The following is a 20,211-nucleotide window of genomic DNA, read 5'->3' as shown; positions in this document are numbered from 1 at the left end:
TCAGCGTCCTGCTTCCACACAACGGGAAAAGAAATCGACCAGACGGTCGCGCGCATCCACCATCGCGGACGCCATCGTCACCGCGCCGTTCAGATGCGATGCAAACCGCGACGGGTCGTCGAGCCAGCCTTGCACGATCCAGAGCTTGAGCGCGTGCTGCAGACACGCAGCATCGACCGCCCATGCAATGCGCGCGGGATCTACCGGCCGGGTACGCCGGTATGCCAGCACGAACGCTTCCGCCAGACGCGGCGCCTCCAGCGGCAGATGGTTCAGGCAACGCACCAGTTCGTATTCGCGCGGTGCGCCGATCGACGCTTCCCAGTCGAGGATGAGCGGCGGCAGCGTGCCCGTGAACAGATAGTTGAACTGGTTGTAGTCGTTGTGGATCGGGTGCTGCGGATCGGCGGCGGGAAACGCGTCGATGCTGCCCGGATAGTAGCGGTCGAGCATGCGCAGCGCGAGATCGACGTAGCGGCGCAGGTTCTCGGCGCCGTCGTTCGAGCGGGCGCGATCCAGTGCGTCGAGCAGGCTGCGGCGCACCGCGTCCGCGTCGATCGCGACCAGCCGGGCGCGGATCGTGTCGAGCTGCGGCAAATGAAGCCGCTCGAGGCTCAGATGCAACGCCGCCAGACTCGCGCCGAGCGCATCCCATTCGGCCGGCGAAAACGTGTCGTAGGTTCTGAACTGCCCGGTTTCCCAGCGGGTCAGCATCGCGTGGGCGTGCGCCCCCGTCCACAGCGATGCGCCGGCTGCCGTGCGTTTCAACGCCTGCACATGGAAACGTGCATCGCCGTGCGTCTCGAAGTGTGCGAGCACCGCAGCTTCCTTGGCCGCACGTGCATGATGTTCGGAAGCGTAGAGCTTGACCGCTACGCCGCCGTCATCGGTCGTCAGGTGCCACACGCGTTCGCCGACCTGACGCGGCTGCCCGCTTCGGCCCAGCGCATAGGCATCGCGAATCTCGTCGAAGGTCGTGGCGAGCGAGTCCATTCAGATGTGCTCGGCCGGCCCGTATCGATACGGATGGCCGCTCAGGAACGTGTTGTGCCCGACGTAGCGCACCTTGTACATCGCCGGGCGGAACAGCACCGAAGGAGCGTTGTTCGCGATGCCGAGCAGCGGATACAGGTCCTGCCGCACGAAGAATGCGTTGTTGCCCATGTCGTCGCAGCAGACGAGTTCATAGCCCTTCTGCCGGCCGAGATGGACGAGCGATTCGAGGCTCGCGCCGTAATACGTCGAGCCGTCCCATTCGTGGTCCGGGTTGAAGCACATCACCCAACGCTCGGGCGGCGTGTAGTACGGGTTGTATTCGATCACGACAATGCGAGGCTGGAATGCCTGCAGGCCGCGCCACACCCAGTAGTCGTTGCCGTCGATGTCGATCGACAGCAGGTCGAAGTCGGCTGGCGTGTTCGCATCGGCGAGCAACGTGTCGATCGTGTCGGGCTGAACGCGGTCGTGGTGCAAGCGGACGCGGTCCGCGCCGGCGTAGTGGGCCGCCAGCTTGCCGAAACGGTATGCGCTGCCTTCAACAAGCACGCCGGACCAATCCTGTTCGCGCAGCAGCCGCGCGGTGTTGCTGTTGCGCAGGCCGTCGCTTGCGCCGATATCGACGCAGAAGCGGTTGGTCGGTGCGATCCGCTCCATCAGGCGCGACAGGATGCTTTCCTCAGTGCCCTGCGCGTACAGGCTTTGCGCAAGGCCGGACAGGTCGAGCGGGAAAGGATGGTCCTGCATCGAGGGGGCGGCTCCGGGTCGGAATTGAGGGTGGTATTCGGAGCGTAATTTACCCGAAGTCGATTGAGGGCAGGAAACGGCAATGCGCGACGCTACCGCGCGGTGACGGCGTGGAAATGAAAAAGCCCGCATCGACGATGCTGTCGATGCGGGCTCGATATGCTCAGGTTAGCGGCTTCGGTCTACGCGCCCCGGCTTCGTATTGCCCAGCCGTGACGCATGAACGGAACCGTCAGGACACTTACTCCTGCCCTTGGCTCGTCAGGAATTCCTCGTAATTGCCACCGAAGTCGAACAGGTTGCCGTCCGTCTTCACTTCGATGATCCGGTTCGCCAGCCCGCTCACGAACTCACGGTCGTGCGACACGAAAATCAGCGTGCCTTCGAACTGCTCGAGCGCGATCTGCAGCGACTCGATCGACTCCATGTCCATGTGGTTGGTCGGCTCGTCCATCAGCAGCACGTTGTGGCGGCCGAGCATCAGCTTGCCCCAGATCATGCGGCCCTTCTCGCCGCCCGACAGCACCTTCACCGACTTCTTGATGTCGTCCGACGAGAACAGCAGGCGGCCCAGCGTGCCGCGCACCATCGTTTCGTCGTCGCCGTCCTTGCGGTACTGGTCGATCCAGTCCATCAGCGTGATGTCGTTCGGGAACTCTTCGTACGTGTCCTGCGGCATGTAGCCGACATTCGCGTTCTCGGACCACTTCACCGTGCCGTGCTCGAGCGCGAGTGCGCCGAGCAGCGAACGCAGCAGCGTCGTCTTGCCCGCGCCGTTCTCGCCGATGATCGCGATCCGCTCGCCCGGCTGCACCGACAGGTTGAAGTTCTGGAAGATCGTGCGCTCGTACTTCTTCGTGATGTCTTCAGCCACCACCGCGACGTTGTGCAGCTTCTTCTCGAACTCGAAACGGATGAACGGGTTCTGGCGCGACGACGGCTTGAATTCCTCGATCTTGATCTTGTCGATCTGCTTCGCGCGGCTGGTCGCCTGACGGGCCTTCGACTTGTTCGCCGAGAAGCGGCGCACGAAGTCCTGCAGTTCGGCGACGCGTTCCTTCGCCCGCGTGTTCGCCGCGGCCTGGCGCTCGCGCGCCTGTGCCGATGCGAGCATGTAGTCGTCGTAGTTGCCCGGCCAGACCTTCAGCGTGCCGAAGTCCATATCGGCCATGTGCGTGCACACCGCGTTCAGGAAGTGACGATCGTGCGAAATGATGATCATCGTCGAGTTGTACTCGTTGAGCGTGTGCTCGAGCCAACGAATCGAGTTGATGTCGAGGTTGTTGGTCGGTTCGTCGAGCAGCAGCACGTCCGGCTTCGAGAACAGCGCCTGCGCGAGCAGCACGCGCAGCTTCCAGCCCGGCGCGACGTCGCTCATCGTGCCGGTGTGGAACTTCTCTTCGATGCCGATGCCGAGCAGCAGCGCGCCCGCGCGCGCCTCGGCGTCGTAGCCGCCGTATTCGGCGAACTTGCCTTCGAGTTCGGCGGCGTGCATGTAGTCGTCGTCGGTGGCTTCCGGGTTCGCGTAGATCGCGTCACGCTCGGTCATCGCGGCCCACATTTCGGTGTGGCCCATCATGACGACGTCGAGCACGCGCACGTCTTCGTATGCGAACTGGTCCTGGCGCAGCTTGCCGAGACGCACGTTCGGCTCCAGCGCGACGTTGCCGGCGCTCGACTCGAGGTCGCCGCCGAGGATCTTCATGAACGTCGACTTCCCGCAGCCGTTCGCGCCGATCAGACCATAGCGGTTGCCCTCGCCGAATTTGACCGAGATGTTCTCGAACAAGGGCTTCGGCCCGAATTGCATCGTGATGTTGGCAGTAGAAAGCACGGCAGGTCCCGTTAAAGGATAAATCGACGGAAAACCGTGTATTTTAGCAGGTGTCGGAGAAACTGCCGACCACGCCGTTCCGGCAGCGCATTTCAGGCGCCCTGACCCGCCGCCCGGCGGCCCGCCAACACGACGGCACGCGCCCCACCGCCGCCTTACCGGAATCCCGCATGCTTGCCAGCCAGCTTCGCGAACAACTCGTCGGCGCATGGCGCCTCGTGTCCTACGAAGTCCGCCCGCGCGACGGCAGCGCGGTCGCCTATCCGCTCGGTCGCGACGTGCGCGGCTGGCTTCTCTATACGCGGGACGGCTACATGTCCGCCCAGTTGATGGCCGCCGGCCGGCCGCCCTACGCGATCGGCGATCCGCACCACGGCGCCGACGACGAGTGCGCGGCGGCCGCGCGCGGCTATATCGCCTATTCGGGCCCCTTTCAGGTCGCCGACGACGGCACACTGACTCACGAAATGGACGTCAGCCTGTTCCCGAACTGGGTCGGGAACGTCCAGCAGCGGATCGCCGTGCTCGACGGCGATCGCCTGCGGCTCGGCCCCGCGGCACCGGTCCGGATCGACGGCCGGGAGGTCGACGTCTTGCTGCTCTGGGTGCGCGCGGGCCGCTGACGCCCGTTACTTGCCGACCTTCGCCGCCGCCCGCTGTGCGGCCTTCGCATTCATCTGACCGAACAGCTCCGAGCACGGCACGTCGCGGTTGTTGCTCGGCGCGATCAGCGGAATCAAGGCCGCGAACGGGTTGATCAGCCCGAGGCCGATCATCGCGCCGGCGCGCAGCGCGAGCGCACCGGCATCGACGCCGACGTCCGGGTTCTTGAACGTGCCCTTCGCATACAGCGGCGAGCGCAGCGAGAAGATCCGGAAACCCTTCGTGTGCGGGTGGATCTTCAGGTTCAGCGTTTCGTCGCGCAGGCTGATCGGGCCGTCGACATTGATCAGCGCGTCGTCCGTATCGAGCGCGAACACCTTCGGGTCGAGAATGCCGTTGGTCGCGACGAAGTCGATCGCCGCGCAGTTGATCTTCACGTCGTTGTTGCCGAACAGCTTCTCGTAGACGACGTTCGCGACGTTCAGCCCCGCCGCTTCCATCAGCAGGCGGCTGATGCGACCGTCCGTCACGAGTGCCTTCACTTCGCCGTTCGACGTCGCTGCCAGCGCGGCCGGCGAGTTGCCGGTCGCCGACAGCGACGCGTCGCCGTTGATCTCGCCGAGCGCCGACTGCATGACCTTCTGCGCCGGGAACAGCTGCTTCAGCTTCAGGTGCCGCGCGGCCACCGTGAAGCGGCCCTTCAGCGGCGCACTGCTGCCGTCGAGATGCGCGGTCGTTGCGAGCGTGCCGCCCGCGACGCCGAACTGCAGCGGCTCGAGCGACAGCACGCCGTCCGTCATCACGATGTGCGTGTACAGGTTGGTGATCGGCAGGTCCGAACTCTTGACCAGCTTGCGGCCCGTGAACTTGACGTCAGCGTCCAGTGCGCGCCAGCGGTCGGTGCGGAACGTCTCGACCGGCAGCACGCGGCTCGACGGCTGTTTCGTCGTGTCGCCGCGCTTGGCCTTGCTCGCGGCCGTATCCGCGCCGATCACCGGCGCGAGATCGGAGAACTGCAGCAGGTTCGACACGAGCTCGCCCGACAGCTTCGGCCGCGGCTCGCGCTGCTCGTAGGCGAGCGTGCCGCCGAGATCGCTGCCGCCGACGCGGCCATTGAAGTTCTCATAGCGGAACGTGCTGGCCTTGCGCTTGAAGTTGCCGATCAACCGACCTTCGGTCGCGTAAGGCGGCGTATCGGGCAGCGTGATGCCGCTGAGCTGGTAGAGGTGCGACATCGACGTGCCCTGCAGCCACAGCCGCAGGTCGATGGCCGCGAGATGCATCGGATCGGTCAGCGTGCCGACGATCGCGAGCCGCGTGTCGCCGGCCTTCACGTCGGCCTGCAGCGGGAACGGGCGCGACGCGTCCTGGATCGCGAGCACGCCGCCCAGCTTGCCGGTACCGCTGATCGGCACGTTCTTGTAGCGGCCGTCGACCTTCAGCCCGAACGCGTAGGTCGGGCCCGACGGCTTCGCGGGTGCCGCGACGCCGCTTGCACCGCTTGCACCAGACGCGGCAGCAGCAGCCAATGTCGAAGAGGCGGACGAAGAAGACGAAGCCGACACCACGGCAGACGCGGCCGAAGCACCCGTGGCCGACGCCGCACTCGCAGCCTGCGCGGCGGAAGCGCTCGACGCGGCCTCCGCGTTGGCCTTCGCGCTCAGTTGCGCGGCGCCGTGCTTGCCGACCCGTTGCGCCGATGCCGCGCGCGATGTCTGCTCCTGCTCCTTCAGCACGTCGCCGAGCGGAATCGGCTGCCCGAGCGTATCGATCGCGACGGTCAGGTCGGCCTTCGTGATCGCGTCGCGATACGTGACAGTGCCCTTCGCGAAGCCGAAGCTGTCGAGCCGCACTTTCCACGGCGACGGCTGTGACGATTGCTTGAACTGGAAAGTCCACGTGTTGCGACCGTCGGCAAGCCGCTCGAGGTCGACGGCCGGATTCACGACGTCGATCGACGGGATCACGATTTCATGCGCGAGCAGCGGCAGGATCGCGAGATCGAAGTGCGCGGCATCGAGCGTGACGAACTTGGGCGTCTTTGCCCAGTCGGGGTTGCCGATCTCGAGCTGCGTGGCCGTAAAGCTCGGCCAGGGCACCCATGCGCGCCAGCCGGTTTCGCCGTCGGGGCGGCGCCAGCCGACCTTCAGGTCGCCGTTGATCGCGAACGGACGGCCGAGTGCGGCTGTGACCTGCTCGTTGACCCACGGCTTCGCGCGGTTCCAGTCGAAGATAAAGAGAAAGACGCCGGCCGCCGCGATGAGCACCGCGACGATACCGACGATCCATGCAGCCGATTTGCCGATGGCTCGGGTTAGCGTCATGGCGGTTCCGTTGTTGTTCTGAAATGATGCCGCACCATGCCGGGCCGCTTGCGTGGACGAACGGCGCACGACACCCGCGGCTTTTCAATCGGTATTATGACGCACGCCATGGTGACGTTTTGGCGCCATTAACGCTTTTTTTCATTTGTGACATGACAGCCCCCACCGGCCTCATCGATGCAGAGCGCATCACGCGGCGCGATGCCAGCAGCGGCAAGACCCTGCTCGCCCCGACCGATTTCAGCCTCGCAGCGGGATCGCGCATTGCTATCACCGGGCCGTCCGGGTCGGGCAAGAGCGTGCTGCTGCGCGCGCTCGCGCTGCTCGATCCGCTCGACGGCGGCCACATCCTGTGGCGCGGCGAACGGATCCGGCGCAATGCGATCCCGCGTTACCGGCGCAGCGTCGCCTATGTACGCCAGCGTCCCGCGCAGATGGACGGTACCGTCGAATCGCAGTTGCGCTATCCGTATTCGCTCGCGATCTATCGCGATGCGGTGTTCGATCGTGCGCGCGCCGAAGCGCTCGCCGCGCAGGCCGGCCGCGGCCCCGACTTTCTCGACAAGCGCGCGAGCGACCTGTCGGGCGGGGAAGCGCAGATCGCCGCGCTGCTGCGGGTGCTGCAGCTCGATCCCGACGTGCTGCTGCTCGACGAACCGACGTCCGCGCTCGATCCCGAATCGGCACGCGCGATCGAGGCGCTCGTCGGCGCATGGTTCGACGCGGCGCCCGACGCCCGCGCTTATATGTGGATCTCGCACGATCCGGCCCAGGCCGCTCGAATCGGCACGATGCGGCTCGTGATGCAGGCAGGCGTGATGCACGTTGCCAACCCGACGGAGGCCACGCAATGAGCCCCGCACTGCAGGACCTGAGCCTCGTCGACGTCGGCATCGCCGCTGCGCTCGTCGCGGTCAACGGCGCGATCTCGATGGCCCTGTCGCTCGGCCTCGGCCGCAAGCTCGCGCTCGCGGCCGTGCGCACCGTCGTGCAGTTGCTCGCGATCGGCTACGTGCTCGGCTGGGTGTTCGGCCATCCGCACTGGTACGTCGTGCTGCCGCTCACCGCGCTGATGACGCTGATCGCCGGGTTCGCCGGCGCGGGGCGCGGCAAGCGCACGTATCGCGGCCAGCGCATCGACAGCATCGCATCGATCTGGTTCAGCAGCTGGTTCGTGGCAGCGGTCGGCCTGTTCGTCGTGATCCGCATCCATCCGTGGTACGCGCCGCAATACGCGATTCCGATCCTCGGGATGATTCTCGGCAATACGCTCACGGGCGTGTCGCTCGGTGTCGAGCGGATGATGGAAGAACTCACGGCGCGCCGCGACCGCGTCGAAACCGCACTCGCGCTCGGCGCGACGCGCTGGGAAGCCGCGCAGGACGCAGCACGCCAGGCCGTGCGCGCGGGCATGCTGCCGACGCTGAACCAGATGGCCGTCGTCGGCGTCGTGAGCCTGCCGGGGATGATGACGGGCCAGGTGCTGGCCGGCCAGTCACCGCTGCAGGCGGTGCGCTACCAGATCGTGATCATGTTCCTGATCGCCGCGGCTTCGGCGCTCGGCACCGTCGGCGCAGTGCTGATGACCTATCGCCGGCTGTTCTCGGCCGATCATCGCTTTCTCGCAGCGCGGCTCGAAGAACGCGCGCACTGACACGCAGCGTCACCGCGCGATGCGTTCGCGCGGTTTGCCGGTCAGCGCACGCTGCGGCGCTTGCCGATTGATTGCCTCAACGCGGCCGCGATGTCCGCGTCAGGCGCGAGCCCGTCGACCGACGCAACGAGCCGCACCGCGCGCGGCGTCGTCACATAGGCCTGCGCGCCGACATAGCCGCCGCTGCCGGCCGAGCGCGTCGTCACGACGAGCGCCTGCGGCGCACGCGCGCCGAGGTCGGCAGTGAACGCATCGGTGACCGTCCCGTCACGCGCATGCAGCGCGCCCGTCACGTAGTCGTCTGTATCGAAGCCGGGGGCGGCATGCGCGGTCGAATACACGCGCACCGCGTAGCTGCCGGTCGAGCACGGTTCGAGCGCGCCGCTCGACACGACCGCCACCTGCTGCCGCGACGGCAACTCGACCTTCTTCACGAAACCGCAATCGTCCGCCGCGTGCGCGTGCACGGCGACGAACGCGATGGCATACAGCAACGCGCGCATTCGGCATTTCATCGGGATGTCGTGACCGGAAGGTGAGGATGCGGGCGAGCATAGCGTGACATTCGCATGACGTCACGCAGGTCGCCACGCGACGCTGTCGGACGTCAAACGACTGTCATGCCGTTGCAGCAACACGGTAGCGCGCGGCAGGTAGCGGGCGAGCATCGTGACGGCGACACGAAGCGGTCACGTGTCGCCGGGCCGGCCCGCAGGTCGAATCCGTTGCGCGCACACCGGCGCCGGCCCGCGCGCGTCGCTCAGCGCTTGATCGACACGGTCACTTTCGTGCCGTCGCTCATCGTGACGGACTTCGAACCGCCATTGGTCGAGATCGATACCCACTTCACCTGGCTCACCGACACGACGTCCGGGCATTGCAGCGACTTGCCGCCGGCCGTCACGTTGCGCGTGCCCTTCGGCGCGGCCGCCTGGAAGCTCAACTGCACGTTGGCAATCCCCTTCGCGTCGATCGACGGCGCGAGCCGCACCTGGGTCTGGCGCACCATCGCGCCGTTCTCGTCGCGCGGCAGGCTGTCGGCGCTCGGGCAACCGTCCGGCATCGCGACCGCACCGCTCGGCGGCACCGACTTCCAGTTGAAGTCGTCCGTCTCGCCCGAGCGGATCTTGCGGGTCTCCTGCGTATTGCCGAAGGTCTTCGAGTCGACCTTGACGGTGTATTCGAGCTGTCCGGTACCGCCGCCCTTCAGGCTGCCCTTGACCGGCGGCGCCGCGAATACGCTCGCGCTGACGCACGCCGCCGCGAACACGACCGACCACGATGCGGCGACTGACAAGCTGCGTTGGCTCATGCTGACCTCCTTGGTATGCGGCGGCACGCGCGTGCCGCGCGGTTTTCGATGCATGATGCGCTGCCAGTCTACCGCCAAGCGGCATGCAGTGCGCCGCAAACGCATCGGGTGTTACCCCGCTTGCGTTCGCGGCGCCGCAACCTTACGCGCGATGCCCGCTCAGAAGCCGCTCAGCACGAGCTTGCCGATCGAACGCCCGGCCTCGAGCATCTGGTGCGCACGCCGCACGTTCGCGGCATTGATCGTGCCGAGCTGCTCGCCGAGCGTCGTGCGCAGCGTGCCGCCGTCGACGAGCCGCGCGACTTCGCCGAGGATCCGGTGCTGCTCGATCATGTCCGGCGTCTCGAACATCGCGCGCGTGAACATGAACTCCCAGTGAAACGCGGCACTCTTGGCCTTCAGCAGTTCGACCGGCACCGGCTTGTCGTTCTCGACGATCGTGCAAATGCCGCCCTGCGGCCGGATTACTTCCGCAGCGGCAGGAAAATGACGATCCGTGTCGTTGAAAATCAGCACGTAGTCGACGTTCGGATGCCCGGCCTCGCGCAACTGCGCAGGCAGGTCGCCGAAATGGTCGACCACCGTGTCCGCGCCCAGCGAGCGCACCCAGTCGGCCGACGCCGGGCGCGACGCCGTCGCGATCACGTGCAGCTTGCCGAGCGCCTTCGCGAGCTGGATCGCGATCGAGCCCACACCGCCCGCGCCGCCGATGATCAGCACCGACTTGCCGGCGTCCGCGCCCTGCGGCGACACGTGCAGGCGGTCGAACAGCGCTTCCCATGCGGTCAGCGCGGTGAGCGGCAATGCGGCCGCCGCGGCGAAATCGAGCGTGCGCGGCTTCAGCGCGGCGATCCGCTCGTCGACCGTATGGAATTCGCTGTTCGCCCCGGGCCGCGTGATGCTGCCCGCGTAGAACACCGCGTCGCCGGGCCGGAACAGCGTCACGTCGGCGCCGACCGCGACCACCGTGCCGGCCGCATCCCAGCCGAGCACGCGCGGCGTGTCCTCGACCTTCGGCTTCGGCGCGCGCACCTTGGTGTCCACCGGGTTCACGGAAATCGCCTCGACCTTTACGAGCAGGTCGCGCGGGCCCGGCACGGGCTGCGGCAGCTCCACGTCGAGCAGCGCTTGCGGGTCGTCGATCGGCAGATAACGGGTCAGTCCAACGGCTTTCATCACGAAACTCCTTCAGGGAAACCTGGGGGCCGCGACGCAGCCCCATGAACGTCATCGTAGGCAACCCGATCATTCGAGAAAACCGCTATATTTCCTGAAACATTTTCAGGAATTTCAGAATAATGGCCTCCGATCCGATTCCGGCCCCTGACAAGCCGCTCGACCTGCTCGACGTCGCGCTGTTCGTGCGCGCGGCGCTGCTCGCGAACGTCACCGCGGCCGGGCGCGAATTCGGCGTATCGGCCGCGGTCGCGAGCGCGCGCATCGCGCAGCTCGAACGCCAGCTCGGCGCGCGACTGCTGCACCGCACCACGCGCCGCATCAGCCTCACGCAGGACGGCGAAGTCTTCATGGCCCACGCCGACACGCTGCTGTCGGCCGCCGACGCCGCGCGCGCGTCGGTCGGCCATGGCCGAACCGAGCCGTACGGGCGGCTGAAGGTGTCGATGTCGTCGTCGTTCGGCCGCCAGCATGTCGCGCCGGTGATTCCCGCGTTCCTGCGCCGCTATCCGTCCGTGTCGCTCGACCTGCGGCTGTCGGACGAGATCGTCGATCTCGTCGATGACGGTTACGACGTCGCGATCCGCCTCGGCACGCTGAAGGATTCGACGCTCGTCGCGCGCAAGCTCGCCGTGAACCGCCGCGTGCTGTGCTGCTCGCCCGCGTACCTCGCCGAGCACGGCACGCCGCGCCATCCGGCCGACCTCGCGCAGCACGAGTGCGTGATCCTCGGCGACCAGCGCGACTGGTCATTCGCCACGCCGCAAGGCCCGCTCACCGTGCGGGTCGGCGGCCGGCTCGTCGCGAGCAACGGCGAGGCGATCCGCGAAGCGCTCGTCGACGGCTTCGGGATCGCGATCAAGTCGACCTGGGACGTCGGCCCGCTGCTCGCGAGCGGCGCGCTCGTCACGGTGCTCGACGACTATCCGTTCGCGGAAGACATTGCGATCTGGGCCGTCTACCCGAGCCGCGCGCACGTTCCGCTGAAGACCCTCGCGTTCATCGCGTACCTGGCCGAGCATTTCGGCGATCCGCCGTACTGGGATCGCGCGGACGGGTAAACGCCGGCATACGCCCGGGGATCCGCCGTACGCACTGCCCTGGCGGCTACCCGTGGGGGATCTGGCGGCTATCCGATAGCTATCCGATACCAACCGGCTACAATGACGCGTTCGCGACGTCATGGCCCGCTGCCGAGGGGCCGCGCTCGCAGACGGCCGCCCATTGGCCGCGCACGCTTTTCATTCGCCTCCCAACCATCCCGTCATGACCCACAACCTCGTCATCCAGAGTCTTGCGCCGCTGTCGGACGCCCATCACAAACCGCTGCTCGCGCTGTCGCGCGGCACCCGCATCGTGCAGACCGACGATCACGCGCTGCGGATCGACAACGCGAACCCGGCGCAGCGCCTCGATATCGATGCGTACTGCGGCACGCACGCGCTCGACTTCGCGTTCGTCGAGGCCGGCCTCACGCTCGGCGATTTCGGGCTTGCCGTGATGGACATGGATTCGACGCTGATCACGATCGAATGCATCGACGAGATCGCTGATTTCTGCGGGCTGAAAACGCAGGTCGCCGAGATCACCGAAGCGTCGATGCGCGGCGAGATCCGCGACTTCAACGAAAGCCTGACGCGCCGCGTCGCACTGTTGGCCGGGCTCGACGCGCACGCGCTCGAACGCGTGTACGAGGAACGGCTGCAACTGTCGCCGGGCGCCGAGAAGATGCTCGCCGGCGTGAAGGCCGCCGGCATGAAGACGCTGCTCGTGTCGGGCGGCTTCACGTTCTTCACCGAGCGGCTGAAGGCGCGCCTCGGCCTCGACTACGCGCATGCGAACACGCTCGAGATCGTCGACGGCAAGCTGACCGGCAAGGTGCTCGGCGAGATCGTCAACGCCGACGTGAAGGCGCGCCTGCTGCGCGAGACCTGCGCGTCGCTCGGCCTCGAGGCAAGCCGTGCGATCGCGATGGGCGACGGGTCGAACGACCTGAAGATGATGGCCGAAGCCGGGCTGTCGGTAGCATTCCACGCGAAGCCCGTCGTGCGCGATGCGGCGACGGTCGCGTTCGATCACGTCGGCCTCGACGGGCTGCTGCGGCTGTTCTGATCCCGCGGAATCCGAAATGAAAAACGCCGGCGCGATGTTACATCGCGCCGGCGTTTTGTTTTTCTGCGGAGGAGCGTTATCGGCTGGCGATCAGCCGAGTGCGGCCTGCATTGCGCGCTCGATATCCGCGCGCAGGTCGGCTTCGTCTTCCAGGCCGACATAGAAACGCACCAGCGTGCCGCGATGCGGCCAGTCCGGACGCATCGACGCCACGTCGTAGGGCATCGCGAGGCTGCACGCGCCGCCCCAGCTCCAGCCGATTGCGAACAGCTCGAGCGACTCGACGAAGCGGTCGATCTGCTCCGCACTGTAGCGTTCGTCGAACACCACCGAGAACAACCCGCCCGCGCCGGTGAAATCGCGCATGAACGACGCATGCCCCGGGCAATCGGCAATCTGCGGGTGCAGCACCGATGCGATCTCCGGCCGCGCCTTCAGCCATTGCGCGAGCGCGAGCGCGCTCTTGCTGTGCGCGTCGAAGCGCACCTGCATGCTCGGCAGGCTGCGCAGCACGAGCGAGCAATCGTCGACCGACACGCCGACCCCGCAGCGCATCCGCGCGAGCTTCAGCTGCGCGTGCAGTTCCGCATTCGCGGTGATCGTCGCGCCCATCAGCACGTCGCTGCCGCCCGACTGGTACTTGGTCAGCGCCTGCACCGAGATGTCGACGCCGTGATCGAACGGCTTGAACGCGAGCCCGGCCGAAAACGTGTTGTCGATCGCGGTGACGATGCCGCGCGCCTTCGCGGCCGCCGCGATCGCCTGCACGTCCGGCACTTCCATCGTCACCGAGCCGGGCGCCTCGATCCAGATCAGCCGCGTGTTCGGCTGGATCAGGTCGGCAATGCCGGCGCCGATCAGCGGATCGTAGAAGCGCGCGGTGATGCCGAAATCCTTCGCGAGCCAGTTACCGAAATCGGCGTTCGGCCCGTACACGTTGTGCGGGATCAGCACGTCGTCGCCGGCTTTCACGATCCCGAAGTAGACGTTCATGATCGCCGCGAGGCCCGACGGCTGCAGCAGCGCATGCGTGCCGCCCTCGATCTCGGCGAGCCGCTGCGCGAGCGCGAGCGACGTCGGCGTCGCATGCAGCCCGTAGCGCCACTGGTTGTCGTTGTGCCAGACGAGCGCACGCATCGTCGCGAGATCGGGGAACACGACCGTCGACGCACGCGCGACCGGCGGCACGAACGAACGGAAGCCTTCCGGGATCACGTCGTCGGGTTGAACGATGCGGGTTTGCAGCGCGCGCTTGGGAGTGGATGCAGTCATGACAGGAAGCCGGGCACGAGGCCGTTCGGTTGCGGAATATGTCGCTAGATTAGCCAAAATCGGCGCAATTGGCCCGGTACAATGCGCGCCGCGCGCACCGAGCCAGCGCGGGTTCAGTCGTCGGTGCGCAGGTTGACGACGCCGCTCACCGTCTCGATTTCCTGCACGCGGCCGTCGCGCACCTGCAGCGCCGCGCGCTTGCCCGGCGCGAGACGCAGCACGACGGGCTGCGGATCCGACTCGTCCGAATTCATCCGGTCGGCCTTCAGGTCGCCCGTCGCGTCGAAGCGGCCGACCCACACGCCCGTGATGTTCGTGCCGTCGTTCGATTCCTCGATTTCGAGCGTGTCGCCGTCGCGATCGCCCGCGAGCAGCACGACCTCGCCCGTATCGGCGAACTGGTATTCGCCGTGCACGCCTTCCTCGTCCGTCTTCGGGCCGAGATGCACGACGATCGGCCGGTCGCCGAGCGTGCCTTCATAGCGCGGCAGGCGGGCGAACTCGGGATTCGGCTTCAGCGGCCGCGCCATTGCCGGTTCATCCTGCTGCACGCCAGGCGCGACGGCCTGCGCGGCGGCCAGGCCCGGCATCGCCATGCCCGCCGCCAGCGCGCCCGCGACGACGAGCGCCCGTTGCCATTGCGAATATCGACCCACCTTGTGTTGCTCCTTGCTTCAGATTCGCTCGAAAATCGCGGCGATGCCCTGCCCGCCGCCGATGCACATCGTCACGAGCGCATATCGGCCGCCGACACGCTGCAGCTCGTACAGCGCCTTGACGGTGATCAACGCGCCCGTCGCGCCGATCGGGTGGCCGAGCGAAATGCCGGACCCGTTCGGATTCACCTTTGCCGGGTCGAGACCCAGTTCCTGCGTCACCGCGCATGCCTGCGCGGCGAACGCCTCGTTTGCCTCGATCACGTCGAGATCGGCGACCGTCAGCCCCGCGCGCGCGAGCACCTTCTGCGTCGCCGGCACGGGACCGATCCCCATGTAGGCCGGATCGACACCCGCATGCGCATACGCGACGAGGCGCGCGAGCGGCTGCGCGCCGCGCTTCTCGGCGACACCGCGCTCCATCAGCAGCACGGCAGCAGCGGCATCGTTGATGCCCGACGCATTGCCGGCCGTCACCGTGCCGTTCTCCTTCACGAATACGGGCCGCAGCTTCGAGAAATCCTCCAGGCTCGCATCGTGGCGCACGTGTTCGTCGTGATCGAACACCACCGGCGTGCCCTTCTTCGACCCGATCAGCTCGACCGGCAGGATCTGGTCCTTGAAGTAGCCGGCCTTCGCCGCATGCGAAGCGCGACGGTGCGATTCGAGCGCGAGCGCATCCTGCGCGTCGCGTGAAATGCCGTACTTCGCCGCGACGTTCTCGGCCGTCACGCCCATGTGGATCGTCTGGAACGGATCATTCAGCGCGCCGACCATCATGTCGACCGCGCGCATGTCGCCCATGCGCTGCCCGAAGCGCGCGGCGGGGATCGAATACGGCGCGCGGCTCATGTTTTCCGCGCCGCCCGCGATCGCGATGTCCGCGTCGCCGAGCAGCACGCCCTGCGCGGCCGACACGATCGCCTGCAGCCCCGAACCACACAGCCGGTTGACCGTGAGCGCCGGCGCATGTTGCGCGACGCCGCCATCGATCGCGGCGACCCGCGCGAGATACATGTCCTTCGGCTCCGTGTGCACGACGTTGCCGAACACCACATGACCGACCTCGTCGCCCGACACCTGCGCACGCTGCAGCACTTCGCGCACGACCTTCGCACCGAGCGCGGTCGGCGCGATGTCCTTCAGGCTGCCGCCGAAATCGCCGATCGCGGTACGCACGCCGCTCACCACCACCACTTCACGTTGCATGTCGTCTCCTCATCCTGCTGATCGAATGAATCGTTCGTGCGGTGCCGTGGCCGGCGTGCGCATCCCGCATCAGCCTTGCATCAGGCGCTCCACCGCATCGCGGTGCGGAATCGGCGCGACCGCGCCGTAGCCCGTCGTCGACAACGCCGCCGCGGCGTTCGCATAACGCGCCGCCGCGAACGGATCGTCGCCCGCGACGATCCGCGCGACGAAGGCGCCGCCGAAGCAGTCGCCCGCGCCCGTCGCATCGACGGCCTCGACCGCGAAGCCCGGCACGACGCGCCGCTCGTTCGGCGTCGCCACGTACGCGCCTTCCTTGCCGAGCTTCAGCGCGACGACTTGCGGCCCGTGTTCGAGCATCGCATCGACGATCGCGTCGCGATCGTTCGCGCCCGTGAGCGCCGTCACATCGTCCCAGCTCGGCAGGCAGATGTCCGTCTGACGCAGCGCTTCGCGCATCACCGCGCGAGCGCGCGCCAGCGGCCACAGCTTCAGCCGCAGGTTCGTGTCGAAGCTGACCTTCGCGCCATTACGGCGCGCGTGGTCGATCGCCGCGAACGCGGCATCGCACGCGGCCGTGCTGATCGCGAGGCTGATGCCCGACAGGTGCACGGCCTTCGCGGCGGCCAGCGCGTCGAGCGGCAGGTCGCCCGTTGCATAGCGGCTTGCCGCCGAGCCTGCACGCAGGTAGTCGAACTGGTGGCCGTCGGCGCCGTGCGTGACGAAATACACGCCCGTCGGCGCCGTACGGTCGACACGCACGTACGTCGCGTCGACGTGCTCCGCGCGCCACATGTCGGCCAGCAGCCGGCCGAACGGATCGTCGCCGATCGCCGACACGAAGCCCGTCGACGCGCCCTGGCGCGCCGCGGCGATGCAGAAGTTCGACGTGTCGCCGCCGAAGCCCTGCAGGAATTCAGGCCGGCCCGGCTGCGACTGGTTGAATTCGATCATCGCCTCGCCGAGCGCGAGGATCTCCGGAAATGCGGCGGTCATCGCTTACACCTCGCCCCACAGATCGTGGCCGTCGGCGCCCGTGATCTTCACGGACACGAAATCGCCGACCTTGTAGCGCTTCGATGCCTTCGCCGCCGGCTCGACATAGACGACGCCGTCGATCTCCGGCGCATCCGCGGCCGTACGGCCGATACCGCCTTCCTCGCTGACTTCGTCGATCAGCACCTTGAGGGTCTTGCCGACCTTGCGCTGGATGCGGTTCGCCGACACTTCCTCGGCGACTTCCATGAAGCGCGCGCGGCGCTCCTCGCGAACCTCGTCCGGCAACGCGCCGTCGAGTTCGTTCGCGGTTGCGCCTTCGACCGGCGAATACGCGAAGCAGCCGACGCGATCGAGTTCCGCCTCGCGGATGAAGTCGAGCAGCGTTTCGAACTGCTCTTCCGTCTCGCCGGGGAAGCCCGCGATGAACGTGCTGCGGATCGTCAGGTCCGGGCAGATCTCGCGCCACTTCTGCACGCGCTCGAGCACCTTCTCGGCGTTCGCCGGACGCTTCATGCGCTTCAGCACTTCCGGATGCGCGTGCTGGAACGGCACGTCGAGGTACGGCAGCACGTGGCCCTTGAACGGGCCTTCGGCCATCAGCGGAATCACTTCGTCGACGCTCGGATACGGATACACGTAGTGCAGGCGCACCCATGCGCCGTACTGCGCGGCGAGTTCGCCGAGCGCGGCGACCAGGTCGGTCATGCGCGTCTTGATCGGCTTGCCGTTCCAGAAGCCCGTGCGGTACTTCACGTCGACGCCGTACGCGCTCGTGTCCTGCGAGATCACGAGCAGTTCCTTCACGCCCGACTTGAAGAGATTCTCGGCTTCGAGCATCACTTCGGCGACCGGGCGCGACACGAGGTCGCCGCGCATCGACGGGATGATGCAGAACGTGCAGCGGTGGTTGCAGCCTTCGGAAATCTTCAGGTACGCGTAGTGGCGCGGCGTGAGCTTGATGCCGGCCGCGGGCACGAGATCGGTGAACGGGTCGTGCGGCTTCGGCAGGTGGGAATGCACTGCCTGCATCACTTCGCCCACTGCGTGCGGGCCGGTGACGGCGAGCACCTTCGGGTGGACTTCCTCGATCAGGTTCGAGCCGCTGGCGCTCGACTTGGCGCCGAGACAGCCGGTGACGATCACCTTGCCGTTCTCGGTCAGCGCTTCGCCGATCGCGTCGAGGCTTTCCTGCACGGCTTCGTCGATGAAGCCGCAGGTGTTCACGACGACGAGGTCGGCACCGTCGTACGTGCCGGAGATTTCATAACCTTCGGCGCGCAGTTGCGTGATGATCTGTTCGGAGTCGACGAGCGCTTTCGGGCACCCGAGGGATACGAACCCTACTTTGGGGGATTGGGACATCTGGAATGTGGGGGCGTGGCAGCAAAAGCGTGAGTTTACAGCGATTTAGGGGCGGCGAGCCAAAATGAGAGGGGGAAAGCGGCCGTGGCATACCTGATCGGACAGGCACCCGATCGGCGGCGGATTCCGTGGACGGGGCGGATCCGTCCGTTTCTCATTAGGATCAGAACCTTGTTGGCCTCTCGTCAGCGGTACCTCGAGCAAGGGGCGCTTGGCGACCTCCTGCGCACCGATCGGTGGCGAGCATATTCAAATGTTGTCGAAACCCACCCCTGCATGAGAGCAACGGCGCTTCGGCGCCGTCTTCGTTATGTCTTTCGCTTGGTGAGTCCAAGGGATCGACGCCTGCAAATCCATCGATTCGCGCCACGCCCAGACAGCGCAAACGCGTAATCGCGTGTAATGGATATCCAGCACGAGCAAGACTAAGTTTATTGCACGTGAATTTTCAAATTTCACGTTACAAGCTTGAATATCACCGACGCTAAAAATCGGCCAGCCTTATTTTACAAACATTCAATCGAGAGATATCATGAGTGACCATAACCACCTTATTGATGAAAGCATTAATCACGCCATTTCTTCAGGCGTCGCTCAGGTACTGAATTGGCCCTCCCTGGCGGTACTCAACGACACGCTGTATTTGGCACACAAAGGCGCCGGTAGCGACAACAACATTCACTTCACGTGGTACGACGGAAAAAGCTGGTCCCGGGATACGATCGTCAAGAACGGCGCGTTCTGGACCACCCAGGCAGTTACGCTGGCAGCATTCGACAGCAAGCTGTACATGGCGCACAAGGGTGGCCTCGACAACAACCACGTCTACTACGCATCGTTCGATGGCACGCAATGGCCGGCTCGGGAACACACCGTCCCCGGTGACAGCACACTCCAGCCCGTCGCATTGCAGACATACAACCGGAAGTTGTGCATGGCGCACAAAGGCTTCAACGACACCCGCATTCACTTCTACTCGTTCGACGGATCAAACTGGCATTCGGGCGGATATGTCGGTGTCGCCGGCGCCGAGACCACGCTGCCGGTGGCCCTGGCGGTTTTCAACGACAAGATGTACCTTGCATTCAAAGGCGTCGACAACAACAGCATTTATTACACTCGCTACAATCTCAACGAAAATACTTGGGACAGCCCCAAGAAAATCAACGATTGGGACTGGACCACTCAAGCGGTAGCATTAGCGCCATTCAAGGGAAAATTATATATGGCGCATAAAGGCGGCGGCGCCGACAATCAGGTTTATTTCAATTCATTCGATGGGGCCAGCTGGGGATCGGACGCCGGCATTTCCGGCGCCATCACCAGCGAACCAGTCACCCTGGCGGTTTTCAAAGACGAGCTGTACGTGGCCTACAAGGATGCCAACAACTCGAGCATTCATTATGCAACGTTCGACGGGGGCAGTTGGGGGCCGGTACAAACCGTTCCCGAGGCATCGACGGCAACAAATTGACGCAATCGGGCGCATGCCAGGGCGTTTGCAAGGTCCCGGATGGTTCAACGGGCCGTAAGCGCGCCTGCATCGCGGATCAGGCACGCGCCCGGCCGATAGCTGCAGTCCGCTGTCGGCCGGCCCGAAGGACATGATCGACAACCCGCCTCGAATGTCATCTGCCGCCGCAATCTGGTGAGAAAATCGAACCCGTTGACCACTTCAATCCACCTACTACGGGGTTCGCATGACCACTCACATCACGATCGAATTCACCGAACACGCGGCAGAAGCCATCGGCGAGCAGACCAGCACCAGCTTTTCGTATGACCAGGGCGCGCACGTGCCGCAACCGGGCGACTTCGTCGAACTCGAGAATTCTCGCCAGACGTTTTTCGTGATCGGCCGCGTGTTTTCGCTCAAGGCCAACTACAGCGCCGTCAAACTCGTGCTCGACCTTCCTCCGCCGGACGGCGAGCAGGATTTCGATCAGGCGCACTGA

At 65.9% G+C, this 20,211-nt stretch carries 19 protein-coding genes; 7 read left to right on the top strand and 12 right to left on the bottom strand.

Annotation, left to right across the window (positions count from 1 at the left end; all coding sequences use genetic code 11):
* From BCO18175_RS05800 to BCO18175_RS05790, 3 genes are all read right to left on the bottom strand, one after another.
* Positions 1 to 993, bottom strand: a complete 993-nt coding sequence (locus BCO18175_RS05800; RefSeq protein WP_174979854.1) for a phosphotransferase enzyme family protein — start codon at positions 991 to 993, stop codon at positions 1 to 3.
* A complete protein-coding gene (locus BCO18175_RS05795) occupies positions 994 to 1,743 on the bottom strand; it encodes an FkbM family methyltransferase (protein WP_174979853.1) in 750 nt (249 codons plus the stop codon). It lies immediately after the preceding gene.
* A gap of 241 nt (positions 1,744 to 1,984) precedes the next feature.
* A complete protein-coding gene (locus BCO18175_RS05790) occupies positions 1,985 to 3,577 on the bottom strand; it encodes an ABC-F family ATPase (RefSeq protein ID WP_174916957.1) in 1,593 nt (530 codons plus the stop codon).
* Between the two features lie 170 nt (positions 3,578 to 3,747).
* Between BCO18175_RS05790 and BCO18175_RS05785 the strand changes: the two genes are divergently transcribed.
* Positions 3,748 to 4,200, top strand: coding sequence for a lipocalin-like domain-containing protein (locus BCO18175_RS05785; protein ID WP_174973128.1), 453 nt, complete (start codon positions 3,748 to 3,750; stop codon positions 4,198 to 4,200).
* Between the two features lie 6 nt (positions 4,201 to 4,206).
* Here the strand turns inward: BCO18175_RS05785 and BCO18175_RS05780 are convergent, their stop codons facing one another.
* Entirely contained in the window at positions 4,207 to 6,504 is a 2,298-nt protein-coding gene (locus tag BCO18175_RS05780; RefSeq protein ID WP_174979852.1) for an AsmA family protein, read from the bottom strand.
* A 152-nt stretch (positions 6,505 to 6,656) separates the two neighbouring features.
* Here BCO18175_RS05780 and BCO18175_RS05775 point away from each other — a divergent pair, with 152 nt between their 5' ends.
* Entirely contained in the window at positions 6,657 to 7,358 is a 702-nt protein-coding gene (locus tag BCO18175_RS05775) for an ABC transporter ATP-binding protein (protein ID WP_174979851.1), read from the top strand.
* Complete coding sequence (locus BCO18175_RS05770; protein WP_174916961.1) at positions 7,355 to 8,158, top strand: ABC transporter permease; 804 nt, start codon at positions 7,355 to 7,357, stop codon at positions 8,156 to 8,158. Before BCO18175_RS05775 ends, BCO18175_RS05770 begins: the two co-directional genes overlap by 4 nt.
* Before the next feature lie 41 nt (positions 8,159 to 8,199).
* Here the strand turns inward: BCO18175_RS05770 and BCO18175_RS05765 are convergent, their stop codons facing one another.
* From BCO18175_RS05765 to BCO18175_RS05755, 3 genes are all read right to left on the bottom strand, one after another.
* Entirely contained in the window at positions 8,200 to 8,673 is a 474-nt protein-coding gene (locus tag BCO18175_RS05765; protein WP_174979850.1) for a PliI family lysozyme inhibitor of I-type lysozyme, read from the bottom strand.
* Between the two features lie 245 nt (positions 8,674 to 8,918).
* On the bottom strand, positions 8,919 to 9,470 hold the full coding sequence (locus tag BCO18175_RS05760) for a DUF6013 family protein (RefSeq protein ID WP_174916963.1): 552 nt from the start codon (positions 9,468 to 9,470) through the stop codon (positions 8,919 to 8,921).
* A 159-nt stretch (positions 9,471 to 9,629) separates the two neighbouring features.
* Positions 9,630 to 10,646 (bottom strand): zinc-binding alcohol dehydrogenase family protein, encoded by a 1,017-nt coding sequence (locus BCO18175_RS05755; RefSeq protein WP_174916964.1) that lies wholly within the window; start codon positions 10,644 to 10,646, stop codon positions 9,630 to 9,632.
* A 122-nt stretch (positions 10,647 to 10,768) separates the two neighbouring features.
* Between BCO18175_RS05755 and BCO18175_RS05750 the strand changes: the two genes are divergently transcribed.
* A complete protein-coding gene (locus tag BCO18175_RS05750) occupies positions 10,769 to 11,707 on the top strand; it encodes a LysR family transcriptional regulator (RefSeq protein WP_174979849.1) in 939 nt (312 codons plus the stop codon).
* Between the two features lie 205 nt (positions 11,708 to 11,912).
* A complete protein-coding gene (gene serB / locus BCO18175_RS05745; RefSeq protein ID WP_174979848.1) occupies positions 11,913 to 12,758 on the top strand; it encodes a phosphoserine phosphatase SerB in 846 nt (281 codons plus the stop codon).
* A gap of 90 nt (positions 12,759 to 12,848) precedes the next feature.
* Here the strand turns inward: serB and BCO18175_RS05740 are convergent, their stop codons facing one another.
* The 5 genes from BCO18175_RS05740 to rimO form a co-directional block, all read right to left on the bottom strand.
* Positions 12,849 to 14,030, bottom strand: coding sequence for a cystathionine beta-lyase (locus tag BCO18175_RS05740; RefSeq protein ID WP_174979847.1), 1,182 nt, complete (start codon positions 14,028 to 14,030; stop codon positions 12,849 to 12,851).
* A gap of 113 nt (positions 14,031 to 14,143) precedes the next feature.
* Positions 14,144 to 14,686 (bottom strand): hypothetical protein, encoded by a 543-nt coding sequence (locus BCO18175_RS05735; protein WP_174979846.1) that lies wholly within the window; start codon positions 14,684 to 14,686, stop codon positions 14,144 to 14,146.
* Positions 14,687 to 14,704: 18 nt separating this feature from the next.
* Complete coding sequence (bktB, locus tag BCO18175_RS05730) at positions 14,705 to 15,895, bottom strand: beta-ketothiolase BktB (RefSeq protein ID WP_174979845.1); 1,191 nt, start codon at positions 15,893 to 15,895, stop codon at positions 14,705 to 14,707.
* A 69-nt stretch (positions 15,896 to 15,964) separates the two neighbouring features.
* Positions 15,965 to 16,891: a sugar kinase gene (locus tag BCO18175_RS05725; RefSeq protein ID WP_174916969.1), complete on the bottom strand. Its 927-nt coding sequence runs from the start codon at positions 16,889 to 16,891 to the stop codon at positions 15,965 to 15,967.
* A 3-nt stretch (positions 16,892 to 16,894) separates the two neighbouring features.
* Positions 16,895 to 18,256, bottom strand: coding sequence for a 30S ribosomal protein S12 methylthiotransferase RimO (gene rimO / locus BCO18175_RS05720; RefSeq protein WP_027787268.1), 1,362 nt, complete (start codon positions 18,254 to 18,256; stop codon positions 16,895 to 16,897).
* Between the two features lie 532 nt (positions 18,257 to 18,788).
* Here rimO and BCO18175_RS05715 point away from each other — a divergent pair.
* Both BCO18175_RS05715 and BCO18175_RS05710 read left to right on the top strand, forming a co-directional pair.
* Complete coding sequence (locus BCO18175_RS05715) at positions 18,789 to 19,730, top strand: hypothetical protein (RefSeq protein ID WP_174979844.1); 942 nt, start codon at positions 18,789 to 18,791, stop codon at positions 19,728 to 19,730.
* Positions 19,731 to 19,956: 226 nt separating this feature from the next.
* Complete coding sequence (locus tag BCO18175_RS05710; protein WP_174979843.1) at positions 19,957 to 20,211, top strand: hypothetical protein; 255 nt, start codon at positions 19,957 to 19,959, stop codon at positions 20,209 to 20,211.

Origin of the sequence: Burkholderia lata (assembly GCF_902499335.1) — a bacterium.
Taxonomy (GTDB): domain Bacteria; phylum Pseudomonadota; class Gammaproteobacteria; order Burkholderiales; family Burkholderiaceae; genus Burkholderia; species Burkholderia lata_B.
This window is presented reverse-complemented; position numbering and strand designations above follow the sequence as displayed.